We start from the raw sequence: 25,697 nt of genomic DNA on the forward strand, positions 1-25,697 counted from the left end.
CAAGCCGGGGTTTTTTAACGCTATCAGCGCAACAGGGGCATTACATCATGCCGCCCATGCCGCCCATACCGCCCATGCCGCCACCGGCGCCACCCAGATCTGCTTTGTCTTCACGCGGCAGATCGGTGATCATACATTCGGTGGTGATCATCAGACTGGCAATGGAGGCCGCATACTGCAGCGCGGAACGGGTTACCTTGGTTGGATCCAGGATACCCATTTCGATCATGTTGCCGTATTCTTCGGTTGCCGCGTTATAGCCCATGTTACCGTTGCTGGCTTTAACGTTGTTGGCAATCACGGAAGGTTCTTCACCGGCGTTGGCCACGATTTGGCGCAAAGGCGCTTCCATGGCGCGACGGGCAATCTTGATGCCGACATTCTGGTCTTCATTGTCGCCACGCAGATCGGTGATGCTGTTGGCTACGCGAATCAGCGCTACGCCGCCGCCGGCAACCACGCCTTCTTCCACGGCCGCACGGGTCGCATGCAGGGCATCTTCCACGCGGGCTTTTTTCTCTTTCATTTCAACTTCAGTCGCGGCGCCCACTTTAATCACGGCAACACCGCCGGCAAGTTTAGCAACACGTTCCTGCAGTTTTTCACGATCGTAGTCGGACGTGGCGTCGTCACGCTGCTGGTTGATTTGCGCAACCCGGCTTTCGATGACGGCTTTATCGCCGATACCGTCGATGATGGTGGTGGTGTCTTTGGTGATGACGACACGTTTCGCCTGGCCCATATCTTCCAGGGTGGCTTTTTCCAGTTCCAGGCCGATTTCTTCAGAAATCACGGTACCGGCGGTCAGGACGGCGATGTCCTGCAGCATGGCTTTACGACGGTCGCCGAAGCCCGGGGCTTTGACAGCCGCAACTTTAACGATGCCGCGCATGGTGTTGACCACCAGGGTCGCCAGGGCTTCGCCCTCAACGTCTTCAGCGATGATCAGCAGCGGTTTGCCGGCTTTGGCAACGGCTTCCAGTACCGGCAGCATTTCGCGGATATTGGAGATTTTTTTATCAGCCAACAGGATGAACGGGCTTTCGAGTTCGATAGCGCCGGTTTCCGGTTTGTTGATGAAATAAGGAGAGAGGTAGCCACGGTCGAACTGCATACCTTCAACCACGTCCAGCTCGTCCTGCAGGCCTGAGCCTTCTTCAACGGTGATAACGCCTTCTTTGCCTACTTTCGCCATGGCTTCAGCGATAAGTTTACCCACGGTTTCGTCGGAGTTGGCGGAGATGGTGCCTACCTGGGCGATGGCTTTGGAGTCAGAGCAAGGTACGGACAGTTTTTTCAATTCTTCGACGGCGGCGATAACCGCTTTGTCGATACCCCGTTTCAGGTCCATCGGGTTCATGCCAGCGGCAACGGCTTTCAGACCTTCATTGACGATGGATTGAGCCAGAACGGTGGCGGTGGTGGTGCCGTCGCCCGCAGCGTCATTCGCTTTGGAGGCAACTTCTTTCAACATCTGGGCGCCCATGTTCTCGAACTTGTCTTCCAGTTCGATTTCACGCGCCACGGACACGCCATCTTTCGTGATGACAGGCGCGCCGAAGGATTTGTCCAGCACCACGTTGCGGCCCTTGGGACCCAGGGTGACTTTGACCGCGTCTGCCAGAATGTTCACGCCGCGCAGCATTTTGATGCGGGCTTCGTTACCGAATTTTACGTCTTTAGCTGCCATTTGAATTTCCCTTAAATTCGTTCAGTTCAGATGATTACGCGAGAATTACGCCTCGACGATGGCCAGAATGTCGCTTTCGGACATGATCAAGACTTCTTCGTTATCGATCTTTTCTACTTTCACGCCATAGCCGTCGTTGAAAATCACGATATCGCCGACTTTCACATCCAGTGCTTTGATTTCACCGTTTTCGAGGATGCGGCCATGGCCGATTGCCAGTACTTCGCCACGGGTGGATTTACCCGCCGCGGAACCGGTCAGAACGATGCCGCCAGCCGATTTTGATTCAACTTCTTTACGCTTGACGATAACGCGATCATGTAATGGACGAATTTTCATTGAAAGCTCTCCTTAAGAAAGTCCGTATCTGTTTCGGGATGAATGCCGGGCATGCCTTCATGCCCTGCCTCGTGGTGATTAAGATGGGGGCGTTCGGTTACGCTTCAAGGGGAAAAAAAAGAATTTTTTTGTCTGAGCGGCTGTTTTTTAGCCGCCGTAAATAAAACCTCAGTATTTTCATTGCGTTAAAAAGCAGCCTGCGCCAAAAAAATTAACATCTATTTATCATCTTCGGGCCGGTGTTCGATGGCGTCGCGCGGAATATCCTTACGTTTGTACTCGCCCTCGAAGGTATCGCCGCCCGCATCATGGGAGGCAAAACCGCCGGCCGCGCCGCGCTGGAACCGCAGGTGGGGCAGCAGTTTCAGGGTCAGTGAATTCTGCACCGGCGGCAGCAACAGCAACAGGCCGAGAAAATCGGTAAAAAAGCCGGGCAACAGCAGCAGAAATCCCGCCAGCAGGATGGAGACGCTTTTGATCATTTCAGCGGCCGGGCTTTCGCCGTTGGCCATCTTGATCTGCATCTGGCCCAGGATCTTCAGCCCCTGGGTACGCACCAGCGACACGCCGATAAACGAGGTCAGCACAATCAGCAGCAGCGTAAAAAGCACGCCGATGACATGCGCGACTTGTATAAAAATCGTGATCTCTATATAGGCCACGAGAAATATCAGTAATAAGGGTATCCAACGCACCGAATTCTCCTTGGGTTGACTGGCCCGGCGCGGGCGCCTCATTGGATGCTGGCGGACGGCGGCGGGCTGATGACAAAAACGTGCCTGTGGTTATGGTATCCTGAAGCGCGGGTGTCGGCGCGGGTTATTTACCGCACTTTACATCACGCGGACTTGCCGCGCGCCCTGCCGGCACCCAGGCCGGACGAATGGCAAGCCATTAAAATAATTCTGTTAGATAATCGTGATCAACTTAATAGCGTCAGTGTTTAAGCAGCATATAATGATGAGCACAAGTGCATTGTCAGTGCAACGCGCTGGATAATAAAATTAATCTGAAATTATCCAGCGTCAATCGTTAAAAACATCGCTTATTAAGGAAGTACTCATGGCGAATACCATTCGTATAGAAGAAGACCTGTTGGGAACACGTGAAGTTCCTTCTGAAGCTTATTATGGCATCCACACGCTGCGCGCCATTGAAAACTTCTATATCAGCAATACCAAAATCAGCGACATTCCCGAATTCGTTCGCGGCATGGTGATGGTGAAAAAGGCGGCCGCGCTGGCCAACAAGGAGCTGCATACCCTGCCGCGCGCCATTGCCGATACGATAGTCGCCGCCTGTGACGAAGTACTGGATAAAGGCCGCTGCCTGGATCAGTTTCCCATCGACGTTTTCCAGGGCGGCGCCGGCACGTCGGTGAACATGAATACCAATGAGGTGCTGGCGAATCTCGGCCTGGAGCTGATGGGCCATCAAAAGGGGGAATACCAATACCTTAACCCCAACGATCACCTGAATAAATGCCAGTCGACCAACGATGTCTACCCTACCGGCTTTCGTATCGCGGTCTATATTTCCATCCTCAAGCTGGTCGAGGCGGTGGGCCAGCTGGGAGAAGGGTTCGAGCGCAAGGCGCAGGAATTCGCCACTATCCTGAAAATGGGCCGCACCCAGCTGCAGGATGCCGTGCCGATGACCCTCGGCCAGGAATTCCATGCCTTTACCGTGCTGCTGAAAGAAGAAAATAAAAACCTGCTGCGCACCGCCGAGCTGCTGTTGGAAGTGAACCTGGGCGCCACCGCCATCGGCACCCGGCTGAACACGCCCGACGGCTACCAGGCGCTGGCGGTGCAGAAACTGGCGGAAATCAGCAACCTGCCCTTGCTGCCGGCGGAAGATCTTATCGAGGCGACCTCCGACTGCGGCGCTTATGTCATGGTACACAGCGCGTTAAAGCGCCTGGCGGTAAAACTTTCCAAGATCTGTAACGATCTCAGGCTGTTGTCCTCCGGTCCGCGCACCGGTCTTAACGAAATCAACCTGCCGCAGCTGCAGGCGGGCTCGTCCATCATGCCGGCCAAGGTCAATCCGGTGGTGCCGGAGGTGGTCAACCAGGTGTGCTTCAAGGTTATCGGCAACGATACCTGCATTACCATGGCGGCCGAAGCCGGTCAGTTGCAGCTGAACGTGATGGAGCCGGTTATCGGGCAGGCGATGTTTGAATCGGTGCATATCCTGACCAACGCCTGCTTTAACCTGCTGGATAAATGCATTAACGGCATTACCGCCAATCGGGCGGTATGCGAAGCTTATGTGTTCAACTCCATCGGCATCATCACCTACCTCAACCCGTTTATCGGCCACCATAACGGCGATATCGTCGGTAAAATCTGTGCCGAAACCGGTAAAAGCGTGCGTGAGGTGGTGCTGGAGCGCGGGTTGCTGACGCCGGCCGAGCTGGATGACATCTTTTCGCTGGAAAACCTGATGCATCCGACCTATAAAGCCGTACGCTATACCGATGACAACGAGTAGCCGCGGGTAGCCTCTTGCGTTTTTCATTGCTGTCGCCGTAGCGCCGGCCGGGTTATACTGCCGGTCGGCGCTATACCGCGAGGTTGTCATGGCAGCAAAATTCCCGGCAGGAAAACGTATCCCGGCAGCCGATCCCGGCGCCGCGGACACGACTGAAACCCAAACATCTGAAAACAGCTCCACCGCATGCGGCGCCGCTGAAAACGGCATCATCATCATCCTTTGCACCGCCCCGGATAAAACCACCGCGCAGGCGCTGGCGGGCACCCTGCTCGGCGCGAAGCTGGCCGGTTGCGTCACGCTGCTGCCGGGGGCAACCTCGTTTTATTTCTGGGAAGGCAAGCTGGAACAGGAAGACGAAGTGCAGATGCTGATAAAAAGCCATGTCCGCCATCAGCAAGAACTGATTGCCTGCATTAAAAAACACCATCCTTATCAAACTCCGGAGTTACTGGTATTACCCGTCCAGGGTGGCGATCCAGATTATCTATCATGGCTCAACGCGTCCTTACACTGATCCTGCTGGCATGGCTGGGCATCGGCCTGCCGCCGCCCGCCGCCGCCGCGCTGTTCGGCAATTCGCCGGCCACGACCTTTGTGCCGGCCGACCAGGCGTTTAGTTTTGATTTTCACCAGCAGGGCGCCGATTTGGCGCTGAGCTGGCAGATCCGCCCCGGTTATTATCTTTACCGCCAACAAATCAAGCTGGAACCGGCCGGCGCCCGGCTGGGCGACCCCGCCATGCCCACAGGGCTGAACCATCACGATGAATTTTTCGGCGACGTGCAAATCTACCGCACCAGCCTGCGGTTAAACGTGCCGCTGCTGGACGCGTCCGGCGGCGCGACGGTGCGGGTTACCTACCAGGGCTGCGCCGACGCCGGTTTTTGCTATCCGCCCGAGACCCGGGTGGTGCCGTTATCGCCGGTCGCCGGCACCGGCGCCCCTTCCGCACCGGCGGCGATAACGCCGTCCCGGCCGGCGGACGCCGGCGCCCTGCCCTTCTCCCCGCTATGGGCGCTGCTTATCGGTATCGGCATCGCCTTTACGCCCTGCGTGCTGCCCATGTATCCGCTGATTTCCGGCATTATCCTCGGCGCCGGTACGGCGCGGCTCAGCACCGGACGGGTACTGGCGCTTGCCGGGGTATATGTGCAGGGCATGGCGATAACCTATACCGCGCTCGGCATGGCGGTGGCCGCCGCCGGGCTGCGGTTCCAGGCCGCATTGCAGCAGCCCGCGGTGCTGATCGGCCTGTCGGCGCTGTTTATCCTCCTGGCGCTGTCCATGTTCGGGTTATTTACCCTGCAACTGCCGGTGGCGCTGCAAACCCGCCTGACGCTCTGGAGCAATCGGCAGCGGGGCGGCGCCTTGCCCGGCGTCTTTATCATGGGCGCGCTGGCGGGGCTGTTTTGCTCGCCCTGCACCACCGCGCCGCTCGGCGCTATTTTGCTGTATATTGCTCAAAGCGGTAACCTGGCCGTCGGCGGCGTGACGCTTTATCTGTATGCCCTGGGCATGGGGATCCCGCTGATCCTGGTGGCGGTGTTCGGCCACCGCCTGCTGCCGCGCGGCGGCCCGTGGATGCAGCAGATCAAACAAGGCATGGGCTTTGTTATCCTGGCGCTGCCGGTGTTTTTGCTGGAGCGCGTGTTTGGCGATACCTGGGGACTGCGGCTGTGGAGCGGGCTGGCGGTCGCTTTTTTCGCCTGGGCGCTGCTCGCCAGCCGGGAGGGCCGTTTTCGCGGCGCCCGACTGCTGCAAATGATCCTGCTGGTGCTGATGGTCGTGGCGGCCAGGCCGCTGCAGGACTGGGCATTTTCGCCCACGGCGGGCGTAAATGCCGCCATGGACGGCGCGGCGCCCGTCTTCAGGCGCGTTGCCACCAGCGCGCAGATTAACCAGGCGCTGAACGCCTCGCCCGACCGGCCGGTGATGCTGGATTTGTATGCGGACTGGTGCGTCGCCTGTAAAGAATTTGAAAAATACACCTTCCCCGCCGATGGGGTGAAACGTCAGCTTGCCAAGCTGACGTTATTACAGGCGGATGTCACGGCCAATTCGCCGGAGCAACAGGCCCTGCTCAAGGAGTTGCGGGTGTTGGGCCTGCCCACCATCCTGTTTTTCGACCGCCAGGGACGGGAAATTCCTGGCTCAAGGGTAACCGGCTTCCTGGATGCCGATGACTTTCAGCGCCATTTGCAGAAAGTCGCCCCATAACCGACACTAGGGACTGGCAACCGCAAGCTTTTAGGAGGCATACGTGCAACGCGAACAGGTACTGGATTATGCGTTGAACCTTTTGGAACAAAAAGGTTTTACCCTCGTTTCACTGGAGATGCTTGCCGACGGCCTGGCGATTCCGCGCGCCGAGCTTGAGCAGTACTGGCCGGACCGGGAGGCGCTGCTGCTGGACTGCCTGCGCTACCACGGCGAGCAGGTGGACGGCTGGCGCAGCCAGCTGCTGCTGGATGCGACCCTTGACCCGCAGCAAAAGCTGTTGGCGCGCTATAAGGTACTGGACGAGCAGGTGCGCCAGCAGCGTTACCCCGGCTGCCTGTTTGTTGCCGCCTGTAGTTTTTATCCGGCCGCCGACCATCCGATCCATCAGTTGGCCGAACGGCAAAAACAGGCATCCTACGCCTACACCCGCGAACTGCTCGACCAGTTGGAAACCGATGATCCCACCATGGTGGCGCAGCAAATGGAACTGATCCTGGAAGGTTGCCTGAGCAAGCTGCTGGTGAAGCATCAGCTCCAGGATGTGGCCGTGGCGCGCCGTTTGGCGGAGGATATCCTGCGGCTGGCGCTGTGCCGTAAAAACGGCGCGTTGAGCTGAATTGCGCGCTCTTTTGCCTGAAAAGTCAGCGATTGAGTGGGGTTACGCATAAATCCTTGATAAATCCATTGACGAACAGCAGTCAATACGGTTTAATGCGGCGCGTTGCCCGGATAGCTCAGTCGGTAGAGCAGGGGATTGAAAATCCCCGTGTCCTTGGTTCGATTCCGAGTCCGGGCACCATTTTTGATTAAACCAGCTTAGCAGCTGGTTTTTTGCTTTCTGGCGTCTGGACTCTCCATCGAACGGCGTTCGATGACTCGCCTCATCCATGAGGCTCGCCCTGCGGGCCAGCGCTGACGCGCTGTGCAAAAACGCTCCCGGCGTTTTTGTCCGAGTCCGGGCACCATGAATTAAAGAAACCAGCTTAGCAGCTGGTTTTTTGCTTTCTGGCGTCTGGACTCTCCATCGAACGGCGTTCGATGACTCGCCTCATCCCTGAGGCTCGCCCTGCGGGCCAGCGCTAAAGCGCTGTGCAAAAACGCTCCCGGCGTTTTTGTCCGAGTCCGGCGATAATCTACGTTCCACCAGCCACCGCGCCAGCGCCTGGCCGTACCCGCACAGCAGATGGGCATCGGGCTCAAAGCGAGGCGAGGTCATGGGCCGGTCATCCACGGTCAGACTGGCCCGCAGATGAGATGTGAGGGCATCGTCCATCTAGGGGGTGATGGACTGAACGGCGTTGGTCTTACCGGCCATACTGGGTTACCGACGGACCTGCCGATGACAAGTCTGGCTGAGGCCACGGAAAAGCTGGAAAGGTACAGCATCGCTGGAAAATTGAAACGTTCCCTAAGGTTATAAAGTCCGGATGTCAGGCAGAGCGCTCCAGACTGGGTTCGGCAGAGCGGCTGACAAATTGACTCTGTTGTTACTGCATCCTGAGCTGGCGGATATACGGGTTTACAAGGTTAAGCAGAGAAATGCCCGCCGCTCCGGCAAAACTTGCTTGCAGCGAAACAGAGAGAAAATACTGGGCACGATGGTTAAAGACAGAACGCAAGTCATGTCATCATCTACTCTCAAAAAAATAGTGCAATGCTATTTGACCTGACCTAGAAAAAGCCAACCCCATTAATTTTGGCAGGCTTATATTGTTTCGCCAAATTCAATGGTTTTTACCTGATATTGCCGCTGAACATACCTTCACGGAAAACCCTTGCGGCTGGATCAGTGGTAAATAAAACCAGATCGGTATTTTGTTCCACTTTTATAGTATGTGCCCCATTGTCGCTGATGATGACGCTTTCACCACTCTCGAGTTCAATATCGCCAATTTTTGCTCGCCCCTCGAAAACATAAAGTATTCTCGTAACGCCAAGGACGGGAATGTTCGGCAAAGATAGCTCTTCATTCTGGCTCAGGCGAGCATCCTGCAACCAGGTTTGGGACCGGAAGATCAATGGCGCATTTTCTGGCCCAGCGATCAATCTCCAGGCATGTTCACTGTACGGCGTGCCAAAATCATGGAACTGGACCTGAGGCCTTAGGTTGCTCTGAACAGGGCGCACAAAAATTTGCAGGCACTGCATAGAATCGCCATGCTTACCCAAGATGCGCTCTTCGTGTTGAAAAGTATGGCCCGCATTCATCAGCATCAGACGCGAATTTGAGATCTTTTCTTCATTACCCACGGTGTCGAGATGCAGCATTTCCCCTTTACGCACATAAGTCAGGATTTCATCGTCTTTATGTGGATGCATAGAGATAACTGTACCCGGCTTTATATTCGCATGGTCAATACGACCTATGGCGCCAATACCACTATCATCAGATTGCTGCACCATACCCGGCCAGAGGATTTCGATACCAAAACCACCTGAACCATGACGGTGTTTATTACTACGAAAAATTTTTTGCATATTGCCCATGATGATTCCTTATTACGGCGCGACCAGCCAGGAAGTGGTTAACGAGGCTAAATTGCTATCGCAATAGTTGAATTTATTGTCCACGCCCAAACTTACTGGAATGACTCCATGAGGACCTGAACCAGTTTTTCACCTTCAGGCGTGGCCCAGCTACCAGCCAGCTCAGCAATGAGCTGATTAGTGGTGGTAAGCGTAATGCCGTTCTTATCCATACGGCGCAGCGCGATGTCATCCGCCATTTTGGTTGGAGATGCGCCTGCATCTGCAACAACCTGGATGTCAAAACCCTGTGCGGCAAGCGTTAGGGCTGGGTACACGGTGCAGACATCATTAGTGACGCCAGCAATGATCAATTTCTTTCTTCCCGTCGCCTTAACCGCCGCGGCAAATTTCTCATCATCCATAGCGTTGACGATGCCCATGCGTTTGATGCGCGCCTTGAATTCTTTTGGAATAATTGTTTCCAGTTCTTCAAGCAATGGCCCCTGCGCATATTCTTCCATGCTCGAGGTCAACACGACGGGCATATCCAGAATGGCAGCCGATTTTGCCAGCATCAGAGCATTACGTTTAAGTTCGTCGAAAGGCATCGATTTTGCCCAGCCCATCGTACCAACCTGATGATCAATCAACAGCATGGCGGAATTGTCAGCGGTAAATCTTTCAAAGCTCATCAGTATTATCCTATTGTTTAATAATGTTTTTATGCAGGTGCATTTGTTAGCACATCGCAAGGATTTTGTTAATTCGGTGCGAATGACTAAATTATAGGCTGCCAATTTTTGGAATAAATAGCTAAAATTAGAATTAAACATTCCACTGATGGAACAATGCATATGGAGCTTCTGAATCACATGTCTTACTTCGTTGAAGTCGTTAAAGCTAAAAGCTTTCGCGGCGCGGCGGAGTCGTTAGGCATGCCAAACTCTACGCTTTCTCGCAAGATTGGGGAGCTGGAAAAGACCATTGGCCTGCGGTTGTTACATCGAACAACGCGCAAGATAGAACTGACTGAAGCGGGCCAGATTTATTATGAGCGCTGCCGACGTATTGTGGATGAAGCCCGACTTGCGCATGAACAACTGGGTACCATGTTGGCCAATCCTGAAGGTTTGCTAAGAATCTCACTGCCGGCTGATTTTGCCATCGTGGTTCTGACACCGATCATCTGCCAGTTCTCTGAGCGTTATCCTGGCATCAGCTTTGATTTCGACCTTACTCCCCGAAATGTCGATCTGGTGTCGGAACCCTTCGACCTCGCCATCCGGATGGGGGCGCTGCCCGACTCAGGACTAATAGCGCGTAAACTGGGTGCATTACCTCGATATGTTTATGCTTCTCCACAATATATTGCGGCAAAAGGCACTCCTGACACACCACAAGCCCTGTCTGAACATGAATGCCTTGTCATGCGCCCGGAAAAAACCGCGAGCTGGCATCTCTATCATGGCGAGGAAAAGGTGAGTGTTCGGACTTCCGGGCGTTTCCAGATGAACAGCATCGGGATGATGCGCCGCCTGGCGACGATGGGGATAGGGGTAGCGGTGTTGCCAGAACTCATCGTTGCAGATGATGTTAAACGTAATGATTTAACAAGGATATTAGCGCCCTATGAAGCTGAAGCGGTGACAATCTATGCATTGACGGAAACACGTTTGTTACCTGCCAAAGTTCAGGTATTTATCGAGTACCTACGTGAACATTTAAAATGAAAGGTGGATGATTTAGGGCTGCAATCTTACGCCGCCCGGCAAAAATTAAGATGAGAGAAAGTACCTGTCACTTTTAACAGAAACTGAGATAGGTCGTGAAATTGAGATGAGTATAAAGGCAAGTAAAATTAAGGGAATGAAAAACCGTCCTATTTCCTGATGATAGAGAGCGACCAGAACGGCTGCAGTCACAATAAGTCATGCCGTAACCAGAGTCGCTAACCCCCACATGTTTAAAATAAGAAACTGTGGGGCCAATAATATTCACAACAAAACCGGTTATAAAAGCCACAACAATCAACCCTAAAACGGCATCTTCTACTATCATGGTGTTAATGTTCATCCTGATGAAAAAATTTATTCAGCCAAAAAACTGACATGAATGACCCAAATGATTCATTTTTAATATTTCCTTCATAGCGGGCTAATAAATTCAGGAATGCTGCGGAGCAGATACTATCTTATATAGTGATGGTTTTATTATTCCATAAATGGAAAACACAATTCCGTAATATGAACGTCTAAAAATAAAAATATGTTCTAGCATTTTAAAGGGTAAGCCATAGCCAACTATCAATGGAGCAATAACCATGAGTGATAAGAACGCCCGCCCAGTCGCAGTGATTGCCGGAGCAGGAGCCGGGAATGGACAGGCTCTGGCAAAACGTTTTTCAGACGCTGGATATAGTGTTGCCCTGCTAGCGCGTAGCCTCGAAAAAACTCAGGAACTGGCGAATAAGATCAGTAATGCCAAAGCCTATGCATGTGATGTAGGAGACCAGACATCTGTAGTTACGGCATTTAGCGCCATTCATAAAGAGCTGGGGCATGCGGAAGTGTTAATCTTCAACGCCGGTTCCGGTGTTTTTGCCGACGTTGAATCCATCACGCCGGAACAGTTTGAATCGGCATGGCGAGTCAATGCCTATGGAGCGTTGCTGTGCGCGCAGCAAATTATTCCTCTAATGAAGGCTAATCAAAAGGGCGATATTGTTTTCATTGGCGCGACGGCATCCCGCCGTGGCGGCGCTAATACAGCGGCATTTGCGCCAGCTAAAGCAGCACAGCATAGTCTGGCTGAATCCATGGCACGTAAGTTATGGCCAGAAGGCATTCATGTTTCAGTTGTGGTGATTGACGGTATTGTTGATCTACCTAAGACACGTGAAAGCATGCCTGACAGACCTGAAGATGAATTTGTTGCTCCGCAAGCAGTAGCCGAGGCCGCCTACTTTATGACGACTCAGCCCAGGAAAGGTTGGAGTTTTGAGACGGAAGTCAGGCCGTGGCGCGAGACGTGGTAAGCGTAGCTCGCCTGGCATTGATTGCTTACTAAGCCTAAACCCCATCTGCTTTGTTAAACAGCATAATGGCTGGCCAGATGGATATTAATTATACAGAACCCGTAACGCCAATGTCATTACGATTTATATATATTGAGGGGGAATCGAACCGAAGGAACGAACCGGACTTATTTCCGTACTACCGACCCACTCTCATGATCTACAAGCAAAAATACGGGTCAACCTGCGGATCTTGACAACTGGCAGGGATAAAATTTATTAAGGAATTCAACTTAATAGAAAACTGGATGACCCCGAGTCGGGCACCATGATGTAGCGAATCCAGCTTAGCAGCTGGTTTTTTGCTTTCTGGCATCGGGACTCTCCATCGAACGACGTTCGATGACTCGCCTCATCCATGAGGCTCGCCCTGCGGGCCAGCGCTGACGCGCTGTGCAAAAACGCTTCCGGCGTTTTTGTCCGAGTCCGGGCACCACCATTTCTTTTTTATGCTTTCTTATGAATCAATATATATTAAATTCAATAGGTTATCGCAAGAACCCTTTCCGATACGTTTTGATTTATCCCTAGGTATCTGGAAAATGTGGGGTCAAATTACGGGTCATTCAGTGCGATGAATGGGGTGACCCTCACATGGCTCTGACTGACTGGACTGCCCCCGTTTTACGCAAAATCTAAGGTAACAATTCAAGCAATTCGTGAGTTACACATGCGCAGATTATGTAAAATACAAATTCACTCACCCATCCTTTGATTGAGAATTTAAGCGACTTAATGAGGCGCCATGGACTTGAAAAAACTTGGTTTAGTAAACCCCCTGGACGACAAATTTTTGGCATATGTCTGGGCCAGGATAATCTAAAGAAAACTATAATAAAAAAACATCCAATCATTGAAGTATAAGGTGCAGACCGTCCCAAAGGCGTAGTCATTTTTATTACTAGCCAAAATAGCGTACCAAAAAATATTAAGGCAGCGACTACTGAAATTAGGTACTCTATCAGCAAGTATGCGTTAAGCAATCTTGGTCGCCGCATTAGAGATATCTGAGCAATATTGCAACCGTATAGATAATAGACTACCACCAGGCCGACCAGGAAAGTCGACCCCTTGCTTAACTTCGCATGTGGTAATATGCATAAAAGAAGAGACCCCCAGAAAGCAAAAAGGAACAAGCCAGACCAATTTAATGCTAACCGAGGTTGCAACACAAAATTAAAAATAACGGGATTAAGTCTTGTAACTAATTCAGGATATTTGTATTTAAAAAAAGAGGCTTGCTTGTGCATATCAGCGACTAGATTTGGCGTCAACCTCGTCCAGAATGGCAATGATTGGCGTTCACTCAGTAATAACTGATTAGCAAGACGCACACTACAACTTGCCGATTCACTGTCCACCTGTATGCGTTTCCAGACCCTCGCCAGCTCAGTCTGCCGCATTTGTGTTTCAATTGCCTGTACCACGAATGGCTGCAACATTGGGTAGGTGTTATTTTTTTCCCAGCCCCACCCTAGCCTCTTAGAAACTGTTTCGATATCTCCTTCAATTATCCCTGGCTGATTAGCCAGCGCCATGGCGAAATGTTGGTGAAATTGCTGTTGCTGCTCCAGGTTTCCATTTCGAGTAATTTGCGTCCACAAACGATCCAATGCCGGCAATCCCACCATTTCATTATGCACGACATCTTTGGCTACTTGAGCGACATCGTCTAATGTATAAGGCATTGGAGACACCGGAACATGCAGCCACGGTGTCCCTGCGCAATTGCTGCCACAAATCTCCAGTTCAACCGAATTCACTATTGGTTGCTTTATTTTTTTCTCTGAAATGTCTAAAGGTATCAATGATAAATTGGGCTGAGCCGCTAATGTCTTTGCCTGCTCAAAGGCTTCGCGTAACTGCTGATAGCCTTTGGGATCACGGTCAGGCCGATGCAATTTTAATTGGTGTGCATAGGTGCGCCGAATCAGCGCCAGATCTTCAGTGGGCGCAATGTTCAGAATCGTCCAGATATCCATTATGACGTTCCATCGTCAAGGCGATCGAGGGCTGCCTCTACTCGCTGTCGCGTAAGGGCAATTTGGCGCGGGTCCTGGCTGTCTAACGCCTGCTCGAAAGCAGTGATAACCGTGTCAGCCCACTGCCGCTCATCACCAAGCAGGACATTGAAGAGCCGAGCTCCACGGTCAAGAAGAGCGCGGTTGATAGGATTGTCTCGGGGGTTTTGTTTCAGATTAGATAGCCTCTGCAAACTTTCTGCGATTTGTTTTTCACTCATTTGCCCAGGAACTTTTTCGATGACCATACATATCGGCACAGTTGCATCATCATGGCTACATTGAATTTCTAATAGGCCATCAACGGTGTAGGTGAAACGCACGTCTAGGGAAACCTCCTCTGCCTTTTTCGGCGGTACCTCTACCGACATTTCACCCAGGAAGACATTGTCCTTTACCCGACGCGCCTCACCTTGAAAGATTTTGACCAGCACAACCTTTTGATTGTCAAATACAGTGCAAACACGTTTCATGATGCTTACCGGTAGGAACGTGTTGCGCTCAATTAAAGGCAGGAAAAACCCTTCCTCCAGCTGTCCAGAATGTTGCTTGGCAATTTCTATGCCTAGTGTAAAAGGCATGACATCAGTGAGAATAATTTCTTCTACCGCACTGTCAGCCATAATCATGCCAGCCTGCACGCCGGCACCGAGAGCAACAGCTTCATCAGGGTTGAGATCATATCGGGGGAATCGGCCAAATAATCGCGCCACTGTTTGGCGAATCAACGGCATGCGGGTAGCACCTCCGACCAGCAGAATATGATCGAGATCGGATAGTGAAAAACGCGCATCGTGGAGCGCCTGCATAATAGGTTGCTGTAATCTCTCAAGTAAAGGTTGACAGGATTGTGCAAACTGGTGTTCATCTAAAGACCAAAGCCACTCTTTTCCGCCCCATGTCAACTCTGCTTTACCATTACTATTGAGAGATATGCTCCGTTTCATGGCCTCCGCCTGTGCCAGAAGGCTTGGATGTATCTGGGGGATGTATTGCTCAAGGTCGGGATGAACCTCTAACATCCATCGGCAAATTGCCTCACTGAAATCATCACCGCCGAGCATCACATCACCACAACTGGCACGAACTTCCACTACGCCTTCAAACATATCGATAATGGAGACGTCAAATGTGCCACCACCTAAATCGAAGGTCAGGTATTTCTGTTCATGATTTTCGAGAAGACCGAAAGCTAAAGATGCAGCGGTCGGTTCGTTAAGCAAACGCACAACATTGAGTCCAGCAAGCTGACCCGCGGTTTTAACCGCCCTGCGCTGCACATCATTGAAATAGGCCGGAACGGTTATTACCGCATCAGTAAATGATCCTTTATTCCAGGTTTCCACATCCTCTTTCAACTGACGTAAAAGAAGTGCGGAGATTTCTTCCGCTCGAAAGCTTAAATGACCTATTTGAATTTTGGTGGATGAACCCATATGGCGCTTGAAACTCGCCTTAGTCATATGGGGATGACTGATTAATCTGGCATATGCACTCTGCCCTATAAGAATATTGCCATGGTCATCAAGGCCAACAACTGATGGCGTCAGTAAATGACCGTGCCTGTTGGGAACCAGAACCGGACGCCCATCCAGCCATAGGCTGGCTGCACTGTTCGTCGTACCAAGATCAATCCCTAATACTTCCCTTACTGTCATTCTTTGCTCCCGAAATTCCTTTTATAGAAAACATGCCAAGAATAAGCATTAAGCTCAGATTAAACAATAAGTCGTGAAAAATTTATCCTTATCGAGAGCAAAGCATAATCATTAAATACAATTATTAAATGATTATATTTGATTGTTATAAAACGAGCTATATATTCATTATCCAACTAATCAAAAAGGTTGTGTAATCGCATTTAAGCAGAATATTTAAAATCTAGGTACAAATTAAATTTTTACTTTCGATTAATTAATAATTTCCTGTATTTTACTATCACAGTAAGCGTCAATTCAGGGCCATATTGATGCTTATTCAGCAGGGATACTGAGGTTCCACGGCAGGAGTTCTGTGATCTTATTGATGGGATGATCCGCGGTAGTCGCCAGTATATGGCGCAGATACGCTTCCGGCTCCACGCCGTTTAATTTGCAACTGCCGATTAGCGTATACATCAGCGCCGCACGTTCGCCGCCACTATCAGAGCCGAAGAACAGATAATTTTTTCGGCACAGGCTCACCCCCGCAGCGCGTTTTCAGCGATATTATTGTCGATCTCCGCCCAGCCATCACCGGCGTAGTGATACCGGCGTAGTAATACAGTGCCGGCCAGTGATTCATCAGATAGTTGAACGCCTTGGCCGTATCGGCCTGACGCGACAGTGTAGTGAGCTTTACCCGAATCCAGCGCTCCAGACCGATGAGTATCGGCCGGGAGCGCGTTTCGCTCGCCCGCCTTCGTTCTTCGGCCGGACGCCCCCGGATGTCGGCTTCGATTGCGTACAGCTCACCGATCCGGCTCAGGGCCTCGGTAGTGGCCGGCGACGGATGGCGCACATGAATATCATGGATTTTACGCTCCTTACGTGCCGGAGATACCGCAGGCTCTTTGCAAAAGGGAAGAATGCAAATCTTGCCATTGCGGCCGTCGCCCGGGAGCTGGCCGGCTTTATCTGGGATATTGGCCGTCTGGCGATGTCGCTATCGCTGGAGCCACATAACACACTGATGGCATAAGAGAACAAGAAACGAGAGAACCGGCATTATCGAAGAGCGTTTCCTGAAGGCGGCGTAGCCCGGTACAACAGCAACCCACGGCTACGCTTCGCGGCGGCAGGGCAACGCTAATTCGCGTCGTAAGAAAGTGGCAGGCTCAAATGACGGACCTCTGTAATGCGGTATCCAACCCGCGAATATCAGCGTGATCCACCGTCGGATTTACTGCTACGTCGCCCTCAGGAAATTTAGCCTATGAAAAAAAACGGCCACACCAGCGATTTTGGTTTGACACGGAAAGTCATATCAGCGTACGCCCAGCGCCGTCTGTTTTTAACCGAAGCCGTTAGATACCCTGCGTGTCCGTCTGTCATAAGCTGTGCCCACGATCAAGCGAGGCCGACCCGGAGCATTCCGCTCCCTGGCGCTTTAGCCCTCGCCGACCCTTAATTCCGGCTCCGCGGCGCAAATCGCAGCGAGGAAATCGATAAATTGCCGCACCCGGGAGGGCATGCGCCGTCCGGCGGCGGTAACGGCGTTGATCGGAAAGGGCGCCGGCGCATGCCGGTCCAGAATTCGTACGACCTCGCCGGAGGCCAGCACATCCGTAAACAACCAACTCGCGTGATGGGCGATGCCGAGGCCCGCGAGAACCGCGCCGCGGACATGCTCGGCGTCATTGGTGCGAAACGCTCCCCCACCGTCGACCGTGACCTGCCGGCCGTCTACGTGGAAACCCCAGCCAATAATATCGCCCTGGTAGACATAGCCGATACGCTGGTGGTTACGCAGTTCGCCTAACGTTTGCGGCGTACCGTGTTGGGCTAGATAGCTGGCGGAGGCCAGGGTTATCATCCGCATGTCGCCGATGCGCCGGGCGACGAGTGCTGAATCCGAAAGCCGACCGATACGGATCGCGACGTCTATTCCCTCCTCGATGAGGTCAACGTGCCGCCCGGAAACTTCCATCTCGATCGCGACGTCGGGAAAACGACTCCTGAAATCCAATAGCCGGGGAATAACGAACATCCTCCCGAAGGCTGGCGCGAGGGTCACGCGAACCAGCCCTGAAGGGGCCGACTGCCCTTCAAGGATTCTCTCTTCGACAACGTCGAGATCCTGAAGGATGCGGACGGTGGCCTCGTAATAGTCCTGTCCTGCGGGCGTCACGGCAAGGGCACGGGAATTTCTCGCGATAAGTTGTGTCCCGAGCCGCGCTTCAAGCGCTGCGAGCTGTTTGCTGACGGTCGGCTGGCTGACGTTGAGGTCCCGCGCTGCCTGTGAAAAGCTTCCGCTTTCGACGACACGTACGAACATCCGCATCGTGTCCAACTTATCCACCATTTTCATTCCCCAGAAGAATAGAAGACATTACCGTTCCGATCTTACCTTATTGTTTATACGACGTAGCTCTGCAGGCAAACGCAGATCTTTATGGCCGCCCGCGGAATTCTGACTCCCGACGCAAACCCTCCCATCACCATCAACACATGATCGTCGATGAATATCGCCGAAAGAATCGCTTTATGTCGATGGCGCTTGCCGACCAGGCCACGGCCCGCTGTGAACACCCTACAGCGAATAATTCCAAATAAGAATAGATGGTATTCATTTAGCGTCAATTTCATTCTCAAGAAGAATATGAGAATCTGCATTCGTCCACCCGCTCAGGGTCCAGAATTGAAACGAATTGAAAGGAAGAATTATGGCAATCAAGATTTATGGTGATGCAGGCTCGGGCAGCTTGCGTCGCGTGAACACGGCTGCGAAGATCATGGGCATTGAACTCGAACGCGTTAACGTTGATCTGTTCAAAGGCGAGAGCCAGACCGCCGAATTCAAATCGCGCCTCAATCCCCACGGTTTGACACCGGTTCTGGAAGAAGGAGACACCATTCTCTGGGAGTCTTCAGCGATCAATCTGTATCTGGCCAGCAAGGTGGATTCGCCGCTGGCCGGAACCACGCAGGAGGAGCGCTTTCAGGTCCTTCAGTGGATGTTCTGGTCGGGCGAGCAGTGGCGTACTTTCACCACCACCCTCTTCGATGAGCGGGTCGGGAAGACGGTTATGGGCTTACCGAAGGACGAGCCCCTCATTAAGTTCGCTGAGGGTAAGATTCGCGCCGCGGCGAAGGTACTCGACCAGCATCTTGCAGGCCGTAAGTTCATGGTTGGCCAAGCGTTGACCTTGGCTGATATTGATATTGCGGCGCCCTTCTCCCAAGTCGATCGGGCAAAGTTTCCGTTCAAGGAATATCCGAACCTCATCGCTTGGCACGATAATCTTCTTCAGTCGTTCCCAGCGTGGGCGGAGACGAAGGCTGAGATTGACAACCGTATGGATGGCTTCCTGGCGAGCGTCGGCGTGAAGCTATAAATTCACGGCTTTCCGTACGGCCGGCACGCGTATGGAGAGGGTGCGGACTTGGACGTTGTGGCGCGGGCCGGCACAAGAACAATCCACGGCGACGCTTCGCGACCACAATCCATGGACTGTATTCATCATCTTTATCCGGCTGGGATTTACCTCTTTCGCCTTATCTTTTTGCCGCCAGCCAAACCGTATGCCCCGAACATTGGGGATCTTCCGGCACCATGTCGATGACATCGAAGCCATTCGCATCCAGTAGCGCGCGGTATTCTTCCGGCGCCAGGCTCGCATGGAACAGCGGCTCGCCCTCAAATTGTCCCATTGCGATCCCCTTCCCTGGGCCGCTGGTAAACATCAGCGCGCTGCCCGGGTGGCTGTGTCGCGCAAAGATCGGGAACATCTTTTGTTGGTCCCGCTGGGTGAGATGGAAAAAACTGTCCCACGCAATCAGGCCAGCAAAGGTTTCGCCGAGCGCCAGCTTGCGCATATCCAGCGCCAGCCAGCGCTGCGCGGGAAAACGCGCGCGGGCGCGATCCAGCATCGCTGTGGCGCCATCAATACCGGTGAGTTGAAAACCCAGTTGGATGAAATACCCGGCAATGGGCTGACCATTACCGCAACCGATATCGAGAATGTGCCCTTTCCCGCCGATCGCGGTGATGAACTTATCCAGCCAGCTTTTTTCAACGAGCGTGCGCGAGCGCTGGCGGGCAAAGGCATCAGCATGGCGCTGGTAGAGGGAAAGAATATTTTTTGCCGCGTGTTTGTCCACAACTCCCCCGCTGTTGTCATTTTTTCAATTCCGCTCAGGCAATGCTTCCAGCCGTCCAGTCATGCTCAAACGCGCTTTAACCTGCGGTTTTCCCGTTGCGCGAAGAGAGCCATGCCGGCTATCATCGCCGCCGCAAAGATGGCCCCCTTGAGTGATCCGGTGCCCAGTAAGACCAAGGCCGGCCCGGGACAAATACCCGCCAGGCCCCAGCCGATGCCAAATAAAGCCGCGCCGCCAATCAGCGGCTTATCAATCCGGCGGTTGTCGGGGAGAGACAGTGTCTCGGCAAAGACCGGGCGCGAACGTTTTTTTACGGAACGGAACGCCAAAAAACCGACGCTGATGGCTCCCCCCATCACAAACGCCAAAGACGGATCCCATACTCGGGTGATATCGAGGAAACCAATCACCTTGCCTGGATCCGCCATACCGCTGACGAGAAGCCCGACGCCGAATAATAACCCGGCGATCAAAGAGAAAAACACATTCATTGCCGTCTCCGGATGGGTGCAATCACCGTAAATACCCCTTCAGCCAAACGGTCACCGCAGCAACACACATAAACGTAACGGTGGCTGCCAGCGATCGCGGCGATAACCGTGAGAGGCCGCAGACCCCGTGACCACTGGTACAACCTGACCCGTAGCGGGTACCGATACCGACCAGCAGTCCCGCAATGATCAGCAGAGGCCAGGACGCGTCGACGGTACTTTCAGGCAGTGGGGAAAATTGTTTATACACCAGCGGGGAAGCGACCATGCCGAGCAGAAAGGCCAGCCGCCATGCGCGATCGGCGGTTTTCAGCGATAATAAGCCGCCCAGGATGCCGCTTATTCCGGCGATCCGGCCGCAAAACAGGATCAAAACCCACGCCGCCCCACCGATCAGCAGGCCCCCGGCAAAACTTTGCCCGGGGGTGAAGTGCTGCATATCAATGATCATTGCCCACGCCCTCCTCTGCCGGTCCCGGGCAGTAAAGCTGATATAATGTCTTGAGTAATACCACGATGTCCGGGTCGCCTATCCGATAAAAAATCTGTTTTCCTTCACGGCGCGTGGCAACCATTTTTTTTCTGCGCAGGACGCCCAGTTGCTGGGATAACGTCGGCTGAACTATCCCCAGCGCGCTTGCCAGCTCGCCGACCGAAGACTCATGCTGACTGAGGTGGCATAACAGCAGCAGACGATCTTCGTTCGCCAGTGATTTTAATACGCCAAGGGTCCTGGCGGCGGCTAACCGCATCCTTTCCCGCTCGCTCCGGTGGTTCATCTGCTGTCAGACGCCTTAAGGTATAGTTGTTAACAATTTATAAATTAATATAATATTATATTGTATATCGAGATGAAATAGCCAGCCTCCTGATGATCTTCCGGCGACCGCCGCCTTGCTGTGTCCCGGCTGTTATCGCCTTAACACCTCTTCCACGAAAAGCGCAAACTGTCTGGCTTTCGCACTGGTCATCCGCCCTGTGGGAAATACCGCCCATAAATCAATATCCGGCAGCGACCATGCCTCCAGCAACCGACGGACGCCGCCGTTGGCCAATTCCCGGGCAAACATCCAGTCGGAGGCGATGGTGAGCCCCATATGCGCAAGTACGGCGGCGCGGATGCCTTCGGCGGCGCTGAGGCGCACCCGCCCCCGCATAACGACGGAAATGTCGCTGCCGCCGCGGGTAAAACGCCAGACGTCGCTTGTCTGGCTAAAACCAATCGCCTCATGCTCCGCCAGATCGGCGGGTTTTTCCGGCTCCCCGAACCGGGTGAGATATTCAGGCGTGGCAAGCACCGAACGACGGGAGGTGGCCAGCCTGCGCGCCACGGCGTTCGAATCCGCAAGCCGGCCCATGCGCAGGGAGATGTCGATACCTTCGGCAAGCAGGTCAATGGGCCGATCATCGAGGATGAGATCCACGTTCAGGGCGGGATGTTGCGCCAAAAATTGCGGCAAGTGGGGGATCACATGCAAGCGGGCGAACGTCGGCGCGGCGGAAATCCGTAAATTGCCGGCAAGGCCCGCCGCGATCCCCTTGGCCGCGACATCGGCTTCATCCGCCCCCTCGATAACAACGCGCGCATGTTCGTAATAGCGTAATCCCGCCTCGGTGGGCGTCAGGCCGTGGGTTGAACGCAGCAGTAAACGCACCTGCAGCCGCGCCTCCAGTTGCGCAATGGTTTTCGAAACCGCCGGCTGGCCGATATTTAATATTCTCGCCGCGCCGGAAAAAGAGCCGGCATCCACCACTCGAATAAATACGATCATCGCCTGCAGCCGATCCATATATTCCCCCTGGGAATGAGCGTTATCGCTTCGTGCCATCTGCCATTCCTGCGTAGTAATAGCAGATACTCTGTCCACACGCTAGCCCACAACGTACGGAGAGTTGCCATGTACCACCTTTACGCCTTCGCCACGCCTAACAGCGTCAAGGCCGTCATCATGCTGGAGGAACTGGCTCAGGACTATCAGCTGCGCCCCATCAACGTGAAACAGGGTGAACAAAAGGGCGATGCGTTCCTCGCACTGAACCCCAACGGTAAGGTGCCGGTACTGGTGGAAGCCGGTGCCGAAGGGAATGAACCGCTGGTGCTGACCGAGTCCTCGGCCATTCTGGTTTATCTGGCTGAAAAGCACGGCCGGCTCTTGCCGAACGGCGGCGCCGAACGCGCAAGGGTCTTCGAGCAGCTGTTCTTTCATGCCTCGGCGCTGAGCCCAAGCTTCGGCCAGGCGGGATTTTTCAAACGCCTGGCAAGCGAGCCGCAACCCCTGGCGGAGCTGCGCTTCAGTACCGAGGCCGAACGGGTTACCGGCCTGATGGATAGGGTGTTGCATGAACGCCGGTTCGTGGCGGGCGACATCTACAGCATCGCCGACATTGCCCATTTCGGCTGGTTCTGGCGGCGCGAATTCGCCGGCGTCACCCTGGATGTCCATCCCAATATCGCACGCTGGTACGACCAGATGAGCCAGCGTCCGGCGGTCCGCCGCGCCATTACACGTCTCAACGCGCTGGTCCCTCAGGCCTGATTTCTCATTACCGGAGTAATAAACCATGTTGCATTTTGAAGACTATCGCCATTCATTTCCCAACGCCCGTTTGACACGCTCCGCCAGCGGCGTACTGGAAGTGACCCTGCATACCGATGGCGATACGCTGCAGTTCAACGGCCATACCCATGAACAATTTGTCGATCTTTTTCATGACATCGGCGCGGATCCGGACAACCGCGTGGTGATCCTTACCGGCGCCGGCGACGCGTTTATGGCAACCATCAGCGCCGAAGGCTTTGATTTTTTCACACCCCGCGGCTACGACAAAATATTCCGCGAAGGCAAAAAAGTGCTGATGAATATTCTGGATATCGAGGTACCGATGATTGCGGCGCTTAACGGCCCGGTTCGTCTGCATTCCGAATATGTCCTGCTGGCGGATATTGTCTTGGCCACTCCCGCCACGGTATTCCAGGACAAACCCCATTTCGACTTCGGCATCGTGCCCGGGGACGGCGTCAACCTGCTCTGGCCGGAAGTTATCGGCAGCATACGCGCCCGCTATTTCCTGCTCACCCGGCAGGAACTGGACGCCAAGACCGCCAAGGACTGGGGCGTGGTAAATGAAGTGGTGCCGTCGGGCGACCTGCTGGCCCGTGCCCATGAGATAGCCGAATCGCTCGCCGCCCTGCCCCCGCTCACCGGGCGCTATACGCGCATCGCCCTAACGCAAAAACTGCGCCGCATTGTCGATGAAGGGGCCGGGTATGGCCTGGCGCTGGAAGGCATCAGCGCAGCGGACGTCGCGCTCGCCATGGCCCGGCAAAACTGACCCCGCTATTTATAGCGATGATTTCGGTTCTGGTCATGCCGTCGGCGGACGGCCCCAGGCGGTCCGCATAATCACTTTTATGCAAAAAGGAAAAAATATGTCGCTGCAAATGAAACTCGATGCGTTCAAAGCTGATTTCGAGGCGGGAAAACCGCCGTACAATATGCCGCCAACCGACATTGCCGTCATGCACCGCGCCACCGCGGAGCTTATTGCTTCCGGCGCCGCGCAACGGGCGTTGCAGGCCGGCGATAAAGCGCCGGCCTTCACCCTGGACGATGCCGACGGCAACCGGATATCCTCCGTTGAGCTGCTCAAAAAAGGGCCGCTGGCCATCACTTTTTATCGCGGCGTCTGGTGCCCCTACTGCAATATGGAATTACAGGCATTGCAGGCCGTGCTGGACGATTTTTACGCGGCGGGCGCCAGCCTGGTGGCCATCTCCCCGCAAACCCGGGCCAACAGCCGCAAATCCGTCCGCCAGAATAAACTGGCATTTCCTATCCTGTCCGATGGTGAAAATAGCGTAGCCGCGGCATTCGGCCTGCGCTTTGCGTTACCCGATTATCTGATTGATCTGTACAAAAAGCTGAAAAACGATCTGCCCGCCTTCAATGACGATCCCGGCTGGACCCTGCCCATGCCGGCACGCTATGTGGTGGCGCCGGACGGCACTATCGTCTATGCCGAGGTCAATCCGGATTATACCCGCCGTCCCGAACCGCGAGATCTGCTGCCCGCCATACGCCGTGCAAACGACCGCGCCTGATCACCAGCAAAACCACCCCCGCGCCAGGCGGGGCAGGAGAAAAACGATGTCACGCACATTTCTTATTACCGGCGCCAGCAAAGGTATTGGGCTGGCGCTCTCGGCACGGTTGGCCAGGGACGGCCACCAGGTGATAGGGGTAGCCCGCACCGCCCCGGCGGAAGGTTTCCCCGGCCACTTCGTTGCCATGGACCTCAGCGAGGCTGAAACGGCGAGGACGGAATTTGCCCGCCTTGCCGATCGCTTCCAGATTGACGGCGTGGTGAATAATGTCGGATTGGTCAGACCACAGCCCCTGGACGAGGTGACGCTGGAACAGCTTGCCGAGGTGATGCGGGTCAACCTTTATCCGGCCATTATTGCCACGCAAGCGGCGCTTGCGGGCATGAAGGCGCGCCGCTGGGGACGTGTCGTGAACATTTCCAGCCTGACCGTCCTTGGCGCCGTCGAACGCACTGCCTATGCCGCGGCAAAGGCGGCATTGGTGAGCTTCACGCGCACCTGGGCACTGGAAACGGCCACAACCGGCATCACCGTGAATGCCGTGGCACCGGGTCCGACGGAAACCGCGCTGTTTCGCGCCGGCAATGCCCCCGGCAGCGACGGCGAGCGCCGTTACCTTGCCGCGGTTCCCATGGGCCGCTTCGGCAAGCCTGATGAAATTGCCGCCGCGATTGCCTTCCTGTTGTCGGAAGATGCCGGATTCATTACCGGACAAACGCTGCACGTGGATGGCGGCGCTTCCACGGGAAAATCCGCGTTCTGAGGGAAAAGGCAGCCGCAGTAAAACCCGCGGTACGGGGAACCAACGCGTTGTCTTGCCGACGAAATGTTGGCTATCACGACGGGCGATGGTCCGTACTGCCGCGTATCTGCCTGTCAGCGACGAATTCATTACAAATAGAAGGCGGTTACGCGTTCGCGGCACGCTGAAAAAACAGGCCCCCTTCAGCGCTAAACTTAATTCGGGAGGGGTTTTCGTAACGGTGCGC

26 protein-coding genes, 1 tRNA gene and 1 pseudogene are annotated in these 25,697 nt (G+C 54.0%); 13 read left to right on the plus strand and 15 right to left on the minus strand.

Annotated features, from left to right (window positions below):
- Positions 1-40 precede the first annotated feature (40 nt).
- From groL to ACL2XN_RS13890, 3 genes are all read right to left on the minus strand, one after another.
- Positions 41-1,690: a chaperonin GroEL gene (groL, locus tag ACL2XN_RS13880; RefSeq protein ID WP_413727196.1), complete on the minus strand. Its 1,650-nt coding sequence runs from the start codon at positions 1,688-1,690 to the stop codon at positions 41-43.
- Between the two features lie 45 nt (positions 1,691-1,735).
- Positions 1,736-2,029, minus strand: coding sequence for a co-chaperone GroES (locus ACL2XN_RS13885; RefSeq protein WP_132925602.1), 294 nt, complete (start codon positions 2,027-2,029; stop codon positions 1,736-1,738).
- 218 nt (positions 2,030-2,247) lie between these two features.
- Entirely contained in the window at positions 2,248-2,724 is a 477-nt protein-coding gene (locus tag ACL2XN_RS13890) for an FxsA family protein (RefSeq protein WP_410012176.1), read from the minus strand.
- Between the two features lie 367 nt (positions 2,725-3,091).
- Between ACL2XN_RS13890 and aspA the strand changes: the two genes are divergently transcribed.
- The 5 genes from aspA (at position 3,092) to ACL2XN_RS13915 (ending at position 7,547) form a co-directional block, all read left to right on the plus strand.
- Entirely contained in the window at positions 3,092-4,525 is a 1,434-nt protein-coding gene (aspA, locus tag ACL2XN_RS13895) for an aspartate ammonia-lyase (protein ID WP_410012177.1), read from the plus strand.
- Positions 4,526-4,733: 208 nt separating this feature from the next.
- Complete coding sequence (gene cutA, locus ACL2XN_RS13900) at positions 4,734-5,042, plus strand: divalent cation tolerance protein CutA (protein ID WP_410016632.1); 309 nt, start codon at positions 4,734-4,736, stop codon at positions 5,040-5,042.
- Positions 5,018-6,745 carry a protein-disulfide reductase DsbD gene (locus ACL2XN_RS13905; RefSeq protein ID WP_413728903.1) on the plus strand — a complete coding sequence of 576 codons (1,728 nt, stop codon included), beginning with the start codon at positions 5,018-5,020 and terminating at the stop codon, positions 6,743-6,745. Before cutA ends, ACL2XN_RS13905 begins: the two co-directional genes overlap by 25 nt.
- Before the next feature lie 43 nt (positions 6,746-6,788).
- A complete protein-coding gene (gene dicD, locus ACL2XN_RS13910) occupies positions 6,789-7,364 on the plus strand; it encodes a division control transcriptional repressor DicD (RefSeq protein ID WP_410012179.1) in 576 nt (191 codons plus the stop codon).
- Positions 7,365-7,471: 107 nt separating this feature from the next.
- Positions 7,472-7,547, plus strand: a tRNA-Phe gene (locus ACL2XN_RS13915).
- A 249-nt stretch (positions 7,548-7,796) separates the two neighbouring features.
- Here the strand turns inward: ACL2XN_RS13915 and ACL2XN_RS13920 are convergent.
- From ACL2XN_RS13920 to ACL2XN_RS13930, 3 genes are all read right to left on the minus strand, one after another.
- Positions 7,797-7,964 (minus strand): hypothetical protein, encoded by a 168-nt coding sequence (locus tag ACL2XN_RS13920; RefSeq protein ID WP_413722072.1) that lies wholly within the window; start codon positions 7,962-7,964, stop codon positions 7,797-7,799.
- Between the two features lie 518 nt (positions 7,965-8,482).
- On the minus strand, positions 8,483-9,235 hold the full coding sequence (locus ACL2XN_RS13925; protein ID WP_413728904.1) for a pirin family protein: 753 nt from the start codon (positions 9,233-9,235) through the stop codon (positions 8,483-8,485).
- Positions 9,236-9,327: 92 nt separating this feature from the next.
- The gene (locus ACL2XN_RS13930; protein WP_413727200.1) at positions 9,328-9,909 is read right to left on the minus strand and encodes an isochorismatase family protein; all 582 of its coding nucleotides are present in this window, start codon (positions 9,907-9,909) and stop codon (positions 9,328-9,330) included.
- A gap of 162 nt (positions 9,910-10,071) precedes the next feature.
- On the opposite strand from ACL2XN_RS13930, the gene ACL2XN_RS13935 reads away from it, so the two are divergent.
- Together ACL2XN_RS13935 and ACL2XN_RS13940 are read left to right on the plus strand one after the other, a co-directional pair.
- Complete coding sequence (locus tag ACL2XN_RS13935) at positions 10,072-10,947, plus strand: LysR family transcriptional regulator (protein WP_413727201.1); 876 nt, start codon at positions 10,072-10,074, stop codon at positions 10,945-10,947.
- A 590-nt stretch (positions 10,948-11,537) separates the two neighbouring features.
- On the plus strand, positions 11,538-12,251 hold the full coding sequence (locus tag ACL2XN_RS13940) for an SDR family NAD(P)-dependent oxidoreductase (RefSeq protein WP_413722068.1): 714 nt from the start codon (positions 11,538-11,540) through the stop codon (positions 12,249-12,251).
- A gap of 674 nt (positions 12,252-12,925) precedes the next feature.
- On the opposite strand, the gene ACL2XN_RS13945 is transcribed toward ACL2XN_RS13940, so the two are convergent.
- The 3 genes and pseudogenes from ACL2XN_RS13945 to ACL2XN_RS13955 all read right to left on the minus strand — a co-directional run.
- The gene (locus tag ACL2XN_RS13945) at positions 12,926-14,272 is read right to left on the minus strand and encodes a hypothetical protein (RefSeq protein ID WP_413722067.1); all 1,347 of its coding nucleotides are present in this window, start codon (positions 14,270-14,272) and stop codon (positions 12,926-12,928) included.
- A complete protein-coding gene (locus ACL2XN_RS13950; protein ID WP_413722066.1) occupies positions 14,272-15,969 on the minus strand; it encodes an Hsp70 family protein in 1,698 nt (565 codons plus the stop codon). The genes ACL2XN_RS13945 and ACL2XN_RS13950 overlap by 1 nt, the downstream gene beginning before the upstream one ends.
- 315 nt (positions 15,970-16,284) lie before the next feature.
- Positions 16,285-16,843, minus strand: a pseudogene (locus tag ACL2XN_RS13955) (IS66 family transposase); the annotation flags it as partial.
- Between ACL2XN_RS13955 and ACL2XN_RS13960 the strand changes: the two are divergent.
- Complete coding sequence (locus tag ACL2XN_RS13960) at positions 16,811-16,990, plus strand: hypothetical protein (RefSeq protein ID WP_413723550.1); 180 nt, start codon at positions 16,811-16,813, stop codon at positions 16,988-16,990. The pseudogene ACL2XN_RS13955 and the gene ACL2XN_RS13960 sit on opposite strands and share 33 nt — an antisense overlap.
- A 408-nt stretch (positions 16,991-17,398) precedes the next feature.
- Here ACL2XN_RS13960 and ACL2XN_RS13965 read toward each other — a convergent pair whose 3' ends face one another.
- A complete protein-coding gene (locus tag ACL2XN_RS13965; protein WP_413728905.1) occupies positions 17,399-18,313 on the minus strand; it encodes a LysR substrate-binding domain-containing protein in 915 nt (304 codons plus the stop codon).
- 361 nt (positions 18,314-18,674) lie between these two features.
- Here ACL2XN_RS13965 and ACL2XN_RS13970 point away from each other — a divergent pair, with 361 nt between their 5' ends.
- Positions 18,675-19,346, plus strand: coding sequence for a glutathione S-transferase family protein (locus ACL2XN_RS13970; protein WP_413728906.1), 672 nt, complete (start codon positions 18,675-18,677; stop codon positions 19,344-19,346).
- A gap of 160 nt (positions 19,347-19,506) precedes the next feature.
- On the opposite strand, the gene ACL2XN_RS13975 is transcribed toward ACL2XN_RS13970, so the two are convergent.
- From ACL2XN_RS13975 to ACL2XN_RS13995, 5 genes are all read right to left on the minus strand, one after another.
- Complete coding sequence (locus ACL2XN_RS13975) at positions 19,507-20,112, minus strand: class I SAM-dependent DNA methyltransferase (protein ID WP_413728907.1); 606 nt, start codon at positions 20,110-20,112, stop codon at positions 19,507-19,509.
- A gap of 65 nt (positions 20,113-20,177) precedes the next feature.
- Positions 20,178-20,603, minus strand: coding sequence for a DUF6691 family protein (locus ACL2XN_RS13980; RefSeq protein ID WP_413728908.1), 426 nt, complete (start codon positions 20,601-20,603; stop codon positions 20,178-20,180).
- A gap of 22 nt (positions 20,604-20,625) precedes the next feature.
- Positions 20,626-21,054: a YeeE/YedE family protein gene (locus tag ACL2XN_RS13985; RefSeq protein ID WP_413728909.1), complete on the minus strand. Its 429-nt coding sequence runs from the start codon at positions 21,052-21,054 to the stop codon at positions 20,626-20,628.
- On the minus strand, positions 21,044-21,382 hold the full coding sequence (locus ACL2XN_RS13990; protein ID WP_410012189.1) for a metalloregulator ArsR/SmtB family transcription factor: 339 nt from the start codon (positions 21,380-21,382) through the stop codon (positions 21,044-21,046). Before ACL2XN_RS13990 ends, ACL2XN_RS13985 begins: the two co-directional genes overlap by 11 nt.
- A gap of 132 nt (positions 21,383-21,514) precedes the next feature.
- A complete protein-coding gene (locus ACL2XN_RS13995) occupies positions 21,515-22,432 on the minus strand; it encodes a LysR substrate-binding domain-containing protein (protein WP_413728910.1) in 918 nt (305 codons plus the stop codon).
- A 69-nt stretch (positions 22,433-22,501) separates the two neighbouring features.
- Between ACL2XN_RS13995 and ACL2XN_RS14000 the strand changes: the two genes are divergently transcribed.
- From ACL2XN_RS14000 to ACL2XN_RS14015, 4 genes are all read left to right on the plus strand, one after another.
- The gene (locus ACL2XN_RS14000; protein WP_413728911.1) at positions 22,502-23,140 is read left to right on the plus strand and encodes a glutathione S-transferase family protein; all 639 of its coding nucleotides are present in this window, start codon (positions 22,502-22,504) and stop codon (positions 23,138-23,140) included.
- A 25-nt stretch (positions 23,141-23,165) separates the two neighbouring features.
- Positions 23,166-23,936, plus strand: coding sequence for an enoyl-CoA hydratase/isomerase family protein (locus ACL2XN_RS14005; protein ID WP_413728912.1), 771 nt, complete (start codon positions 23,166-23,168; stop codon positions 23,934-23,936).
- 97 nt (positions 23,937-24,033) lie between these two features.
- Positions 24,034-24,705: a peroxiredoxin-like family protein gene (locus ACL2XN_RS14010; protein ID WP_413722058.1), complete on the plus strand. Its 672-nt coding sequence runs from the start codon at positions 24,034-24,036 to the stop codon at positions 24,703-24,705.
- A gap of 46 nt (positions 24,706-24,751) precedes the next feature.
- The gene (locus tag ACL2XN_RS14015) at positions 24,752-25,471 is read left to right on the plus strand and encodes an SDR family oxidoreductase (RefSeq protein ID WP_410012194.1); all 720 of its coding nucleotides are present in this window, start codon (positions 24,752-24,754) and stop codon (positions 25,469-25,471) included.
- The last annotated feature ends 226 nt before the right edge of the window (positions 25,472-25,697 follow it).

The sequence above is a fragment of the Sodalis sp. RH22 genome, assembly GCF_047324165.1.
GTDB lineage: Bacteria > Pseudomonadota > Gammaproteobacteria > Enterobacterales > Enterobacteriaceae > Acerihabitans.

Excerpts from the sequence above, each read along its gene's own strand:
- ACL2XN_RS13885 (WP_132925602.1), bottom strand. The coding sequence starts at position 2,029 with ATGAAAATTCGTCCATTACATGATCGCGTTATCGTCAAGCGTAAAGAA.
- ACL2XN_RS13985 (WP_413728909.1), bottom strand. The coding sequence starts at position 21,054 with ATGATCATTGATATGCAGCACTTCACCCCCGGGCAAAGTTTTGCCGGG.
- ACL2XN_RS14015 (WP_410012194.1), top strand. The coding sequence starts at position 24,752 with ATGTCACGCACATTTCTTATTACCGGCGCCAGCAAAGGTATTGGGCTG.
- ACL2XN_RS13950 (WP_413722066.1), bottom strand. The coding sequence starts at position 15,969 with ATGACAGTAAGGGAAGTATTAGGGATTGATCTTGGTACGACGAACAGT.
- ACL2XN_RS14000 (WP_413728911.1), top strand. The coding sequence starts at position 22,502 with ATGTACCACCTTTACGCCTTCGCCACGCCTAACAGCGTCAAGGCCGTC.
- ACL2XN_RS13995 (WP_413728910.1), bottom strand. The coding sequence starts at position 22,432 with ATGGCACGAAGCGATAACGCTCATTCCCAGGGGGAATATATGGATCGG.
- ACL2XN_RS13905 (WP_413728903.1), top strand. The coding sequence starts at position 5,018 with ATGGCTCAACGCGTCCTTACACTGATCCTGCTGGCATGGCTGGGCATC.
- ACL2XN_RS13940 (WP_413722068.1), top strand. The coding sequence starts at position 11,538 with ATGAGTGATAAGAACGCCCGCCCAGTCGCAGTGATTGCCGGAGCAGGA.
- ACL2XN_RS13970 (WP_413728906.1), top strand. The coding sequence starts at position 18,675 with ATGGCAATCAAGATTTATGGTGATGCAGGCTCGGGCAGCTTGCGTCGC.
- ACL2XN_RS13965 (WP_413728905.1), bottom strand. The coding sequence starts at position 18,313 with ATGGTGGATAAGTTGGACACGATGCGGATGTTCGTACGTGTCGTCGAA.
- ACL2XN_RS13945 (WP_413722067.1), bottom strand. The coding sequence starts at position 14,272 with ATGGATATCTGGACGATTCTGAACATTGCGCCCACTGAAGATCTGGCG.
- ACL2XN_RS13920 (WP_413722072.1), bottom strand. The coding sequence starts at position 7,964 with ATGACCTCGCCTCGCTTTGAGCCCGATGCCCATCTGCTGTGCGGGTAC.
- ACL2XN_RS13990 (WP_410012189.1), bottom strand. The coding sequence starts at position 21,382 with ATGAACCACCGGAGCGAGCGGGAAAGGATGCGGTTAGCCGCCGCCAGG.
- ACL2XN_RS13925 (WP_413728904.1), bottom strand. The coding sequence starts at position 9,235 with ATGGGCAATATGCAAAAAATTTTTCGTAGTAATAAACACCGTCATGGT.
- ACL2XN_RS13960 (WP_413723550.1), top strand. The coding sequence starts at position 16,811 with ATGAATATCATGGATTTTACGCTCCTTACGTGCCGGAGATACCGCAGG.
- ACL2XN_RS13980 (WP_413728908.1), bottom strand. The coding sequence starts at position 20,603 with ATGAATGTGTTTTTCTCTTTGATCGCCGGGTTATTATTCGGCGTCGGG.
- aspA (WP_410012177.1), top strand. The coding sequence starts at position 3,092 with ATGGCGAATACCATTCGTATAGAAGAAGACCTGTTGGGAACACGTGAA.
- ACL2XN_RS13935 (WP_413727201.1), top strand. The coding sequence starts at position 10,072 with ATGGAGCTTCTGAATCACATGTCTTACTTCGTTGAAGTCGTTAAAGCT.
- ACL2XN_RS13930 (WP_413727200.1), bottom strand. The coding sequence starts at position 9,909 with ATGAGCTTTGAAAGATTTACCGCTGACAATTCCGCCATGCTGTTGATT.
- ACL2XN_RS14005 (WP_413728912.1), top strand. The coding sequence starts at position 23,166 with ATGTTGCATTTTGAAGACTATCGCCATTCATTTCCCAACGCCCGTTTG.
- ACL2XN_RS14010 (WP_413722058.1), top strand. The coding sequence starts at position 24,034 with ATGTCGCTGCAAATGAAACTCGATGCGTTCAAAGCTGATTTCGAGGCG.
- groL (WP_413727196.1), bottom strand. The coding sequence starts at position 1,690 with ATGGCAGCTAAAGACGTAAAATTCGGTAACGAAGCCCGCATCAAAATG.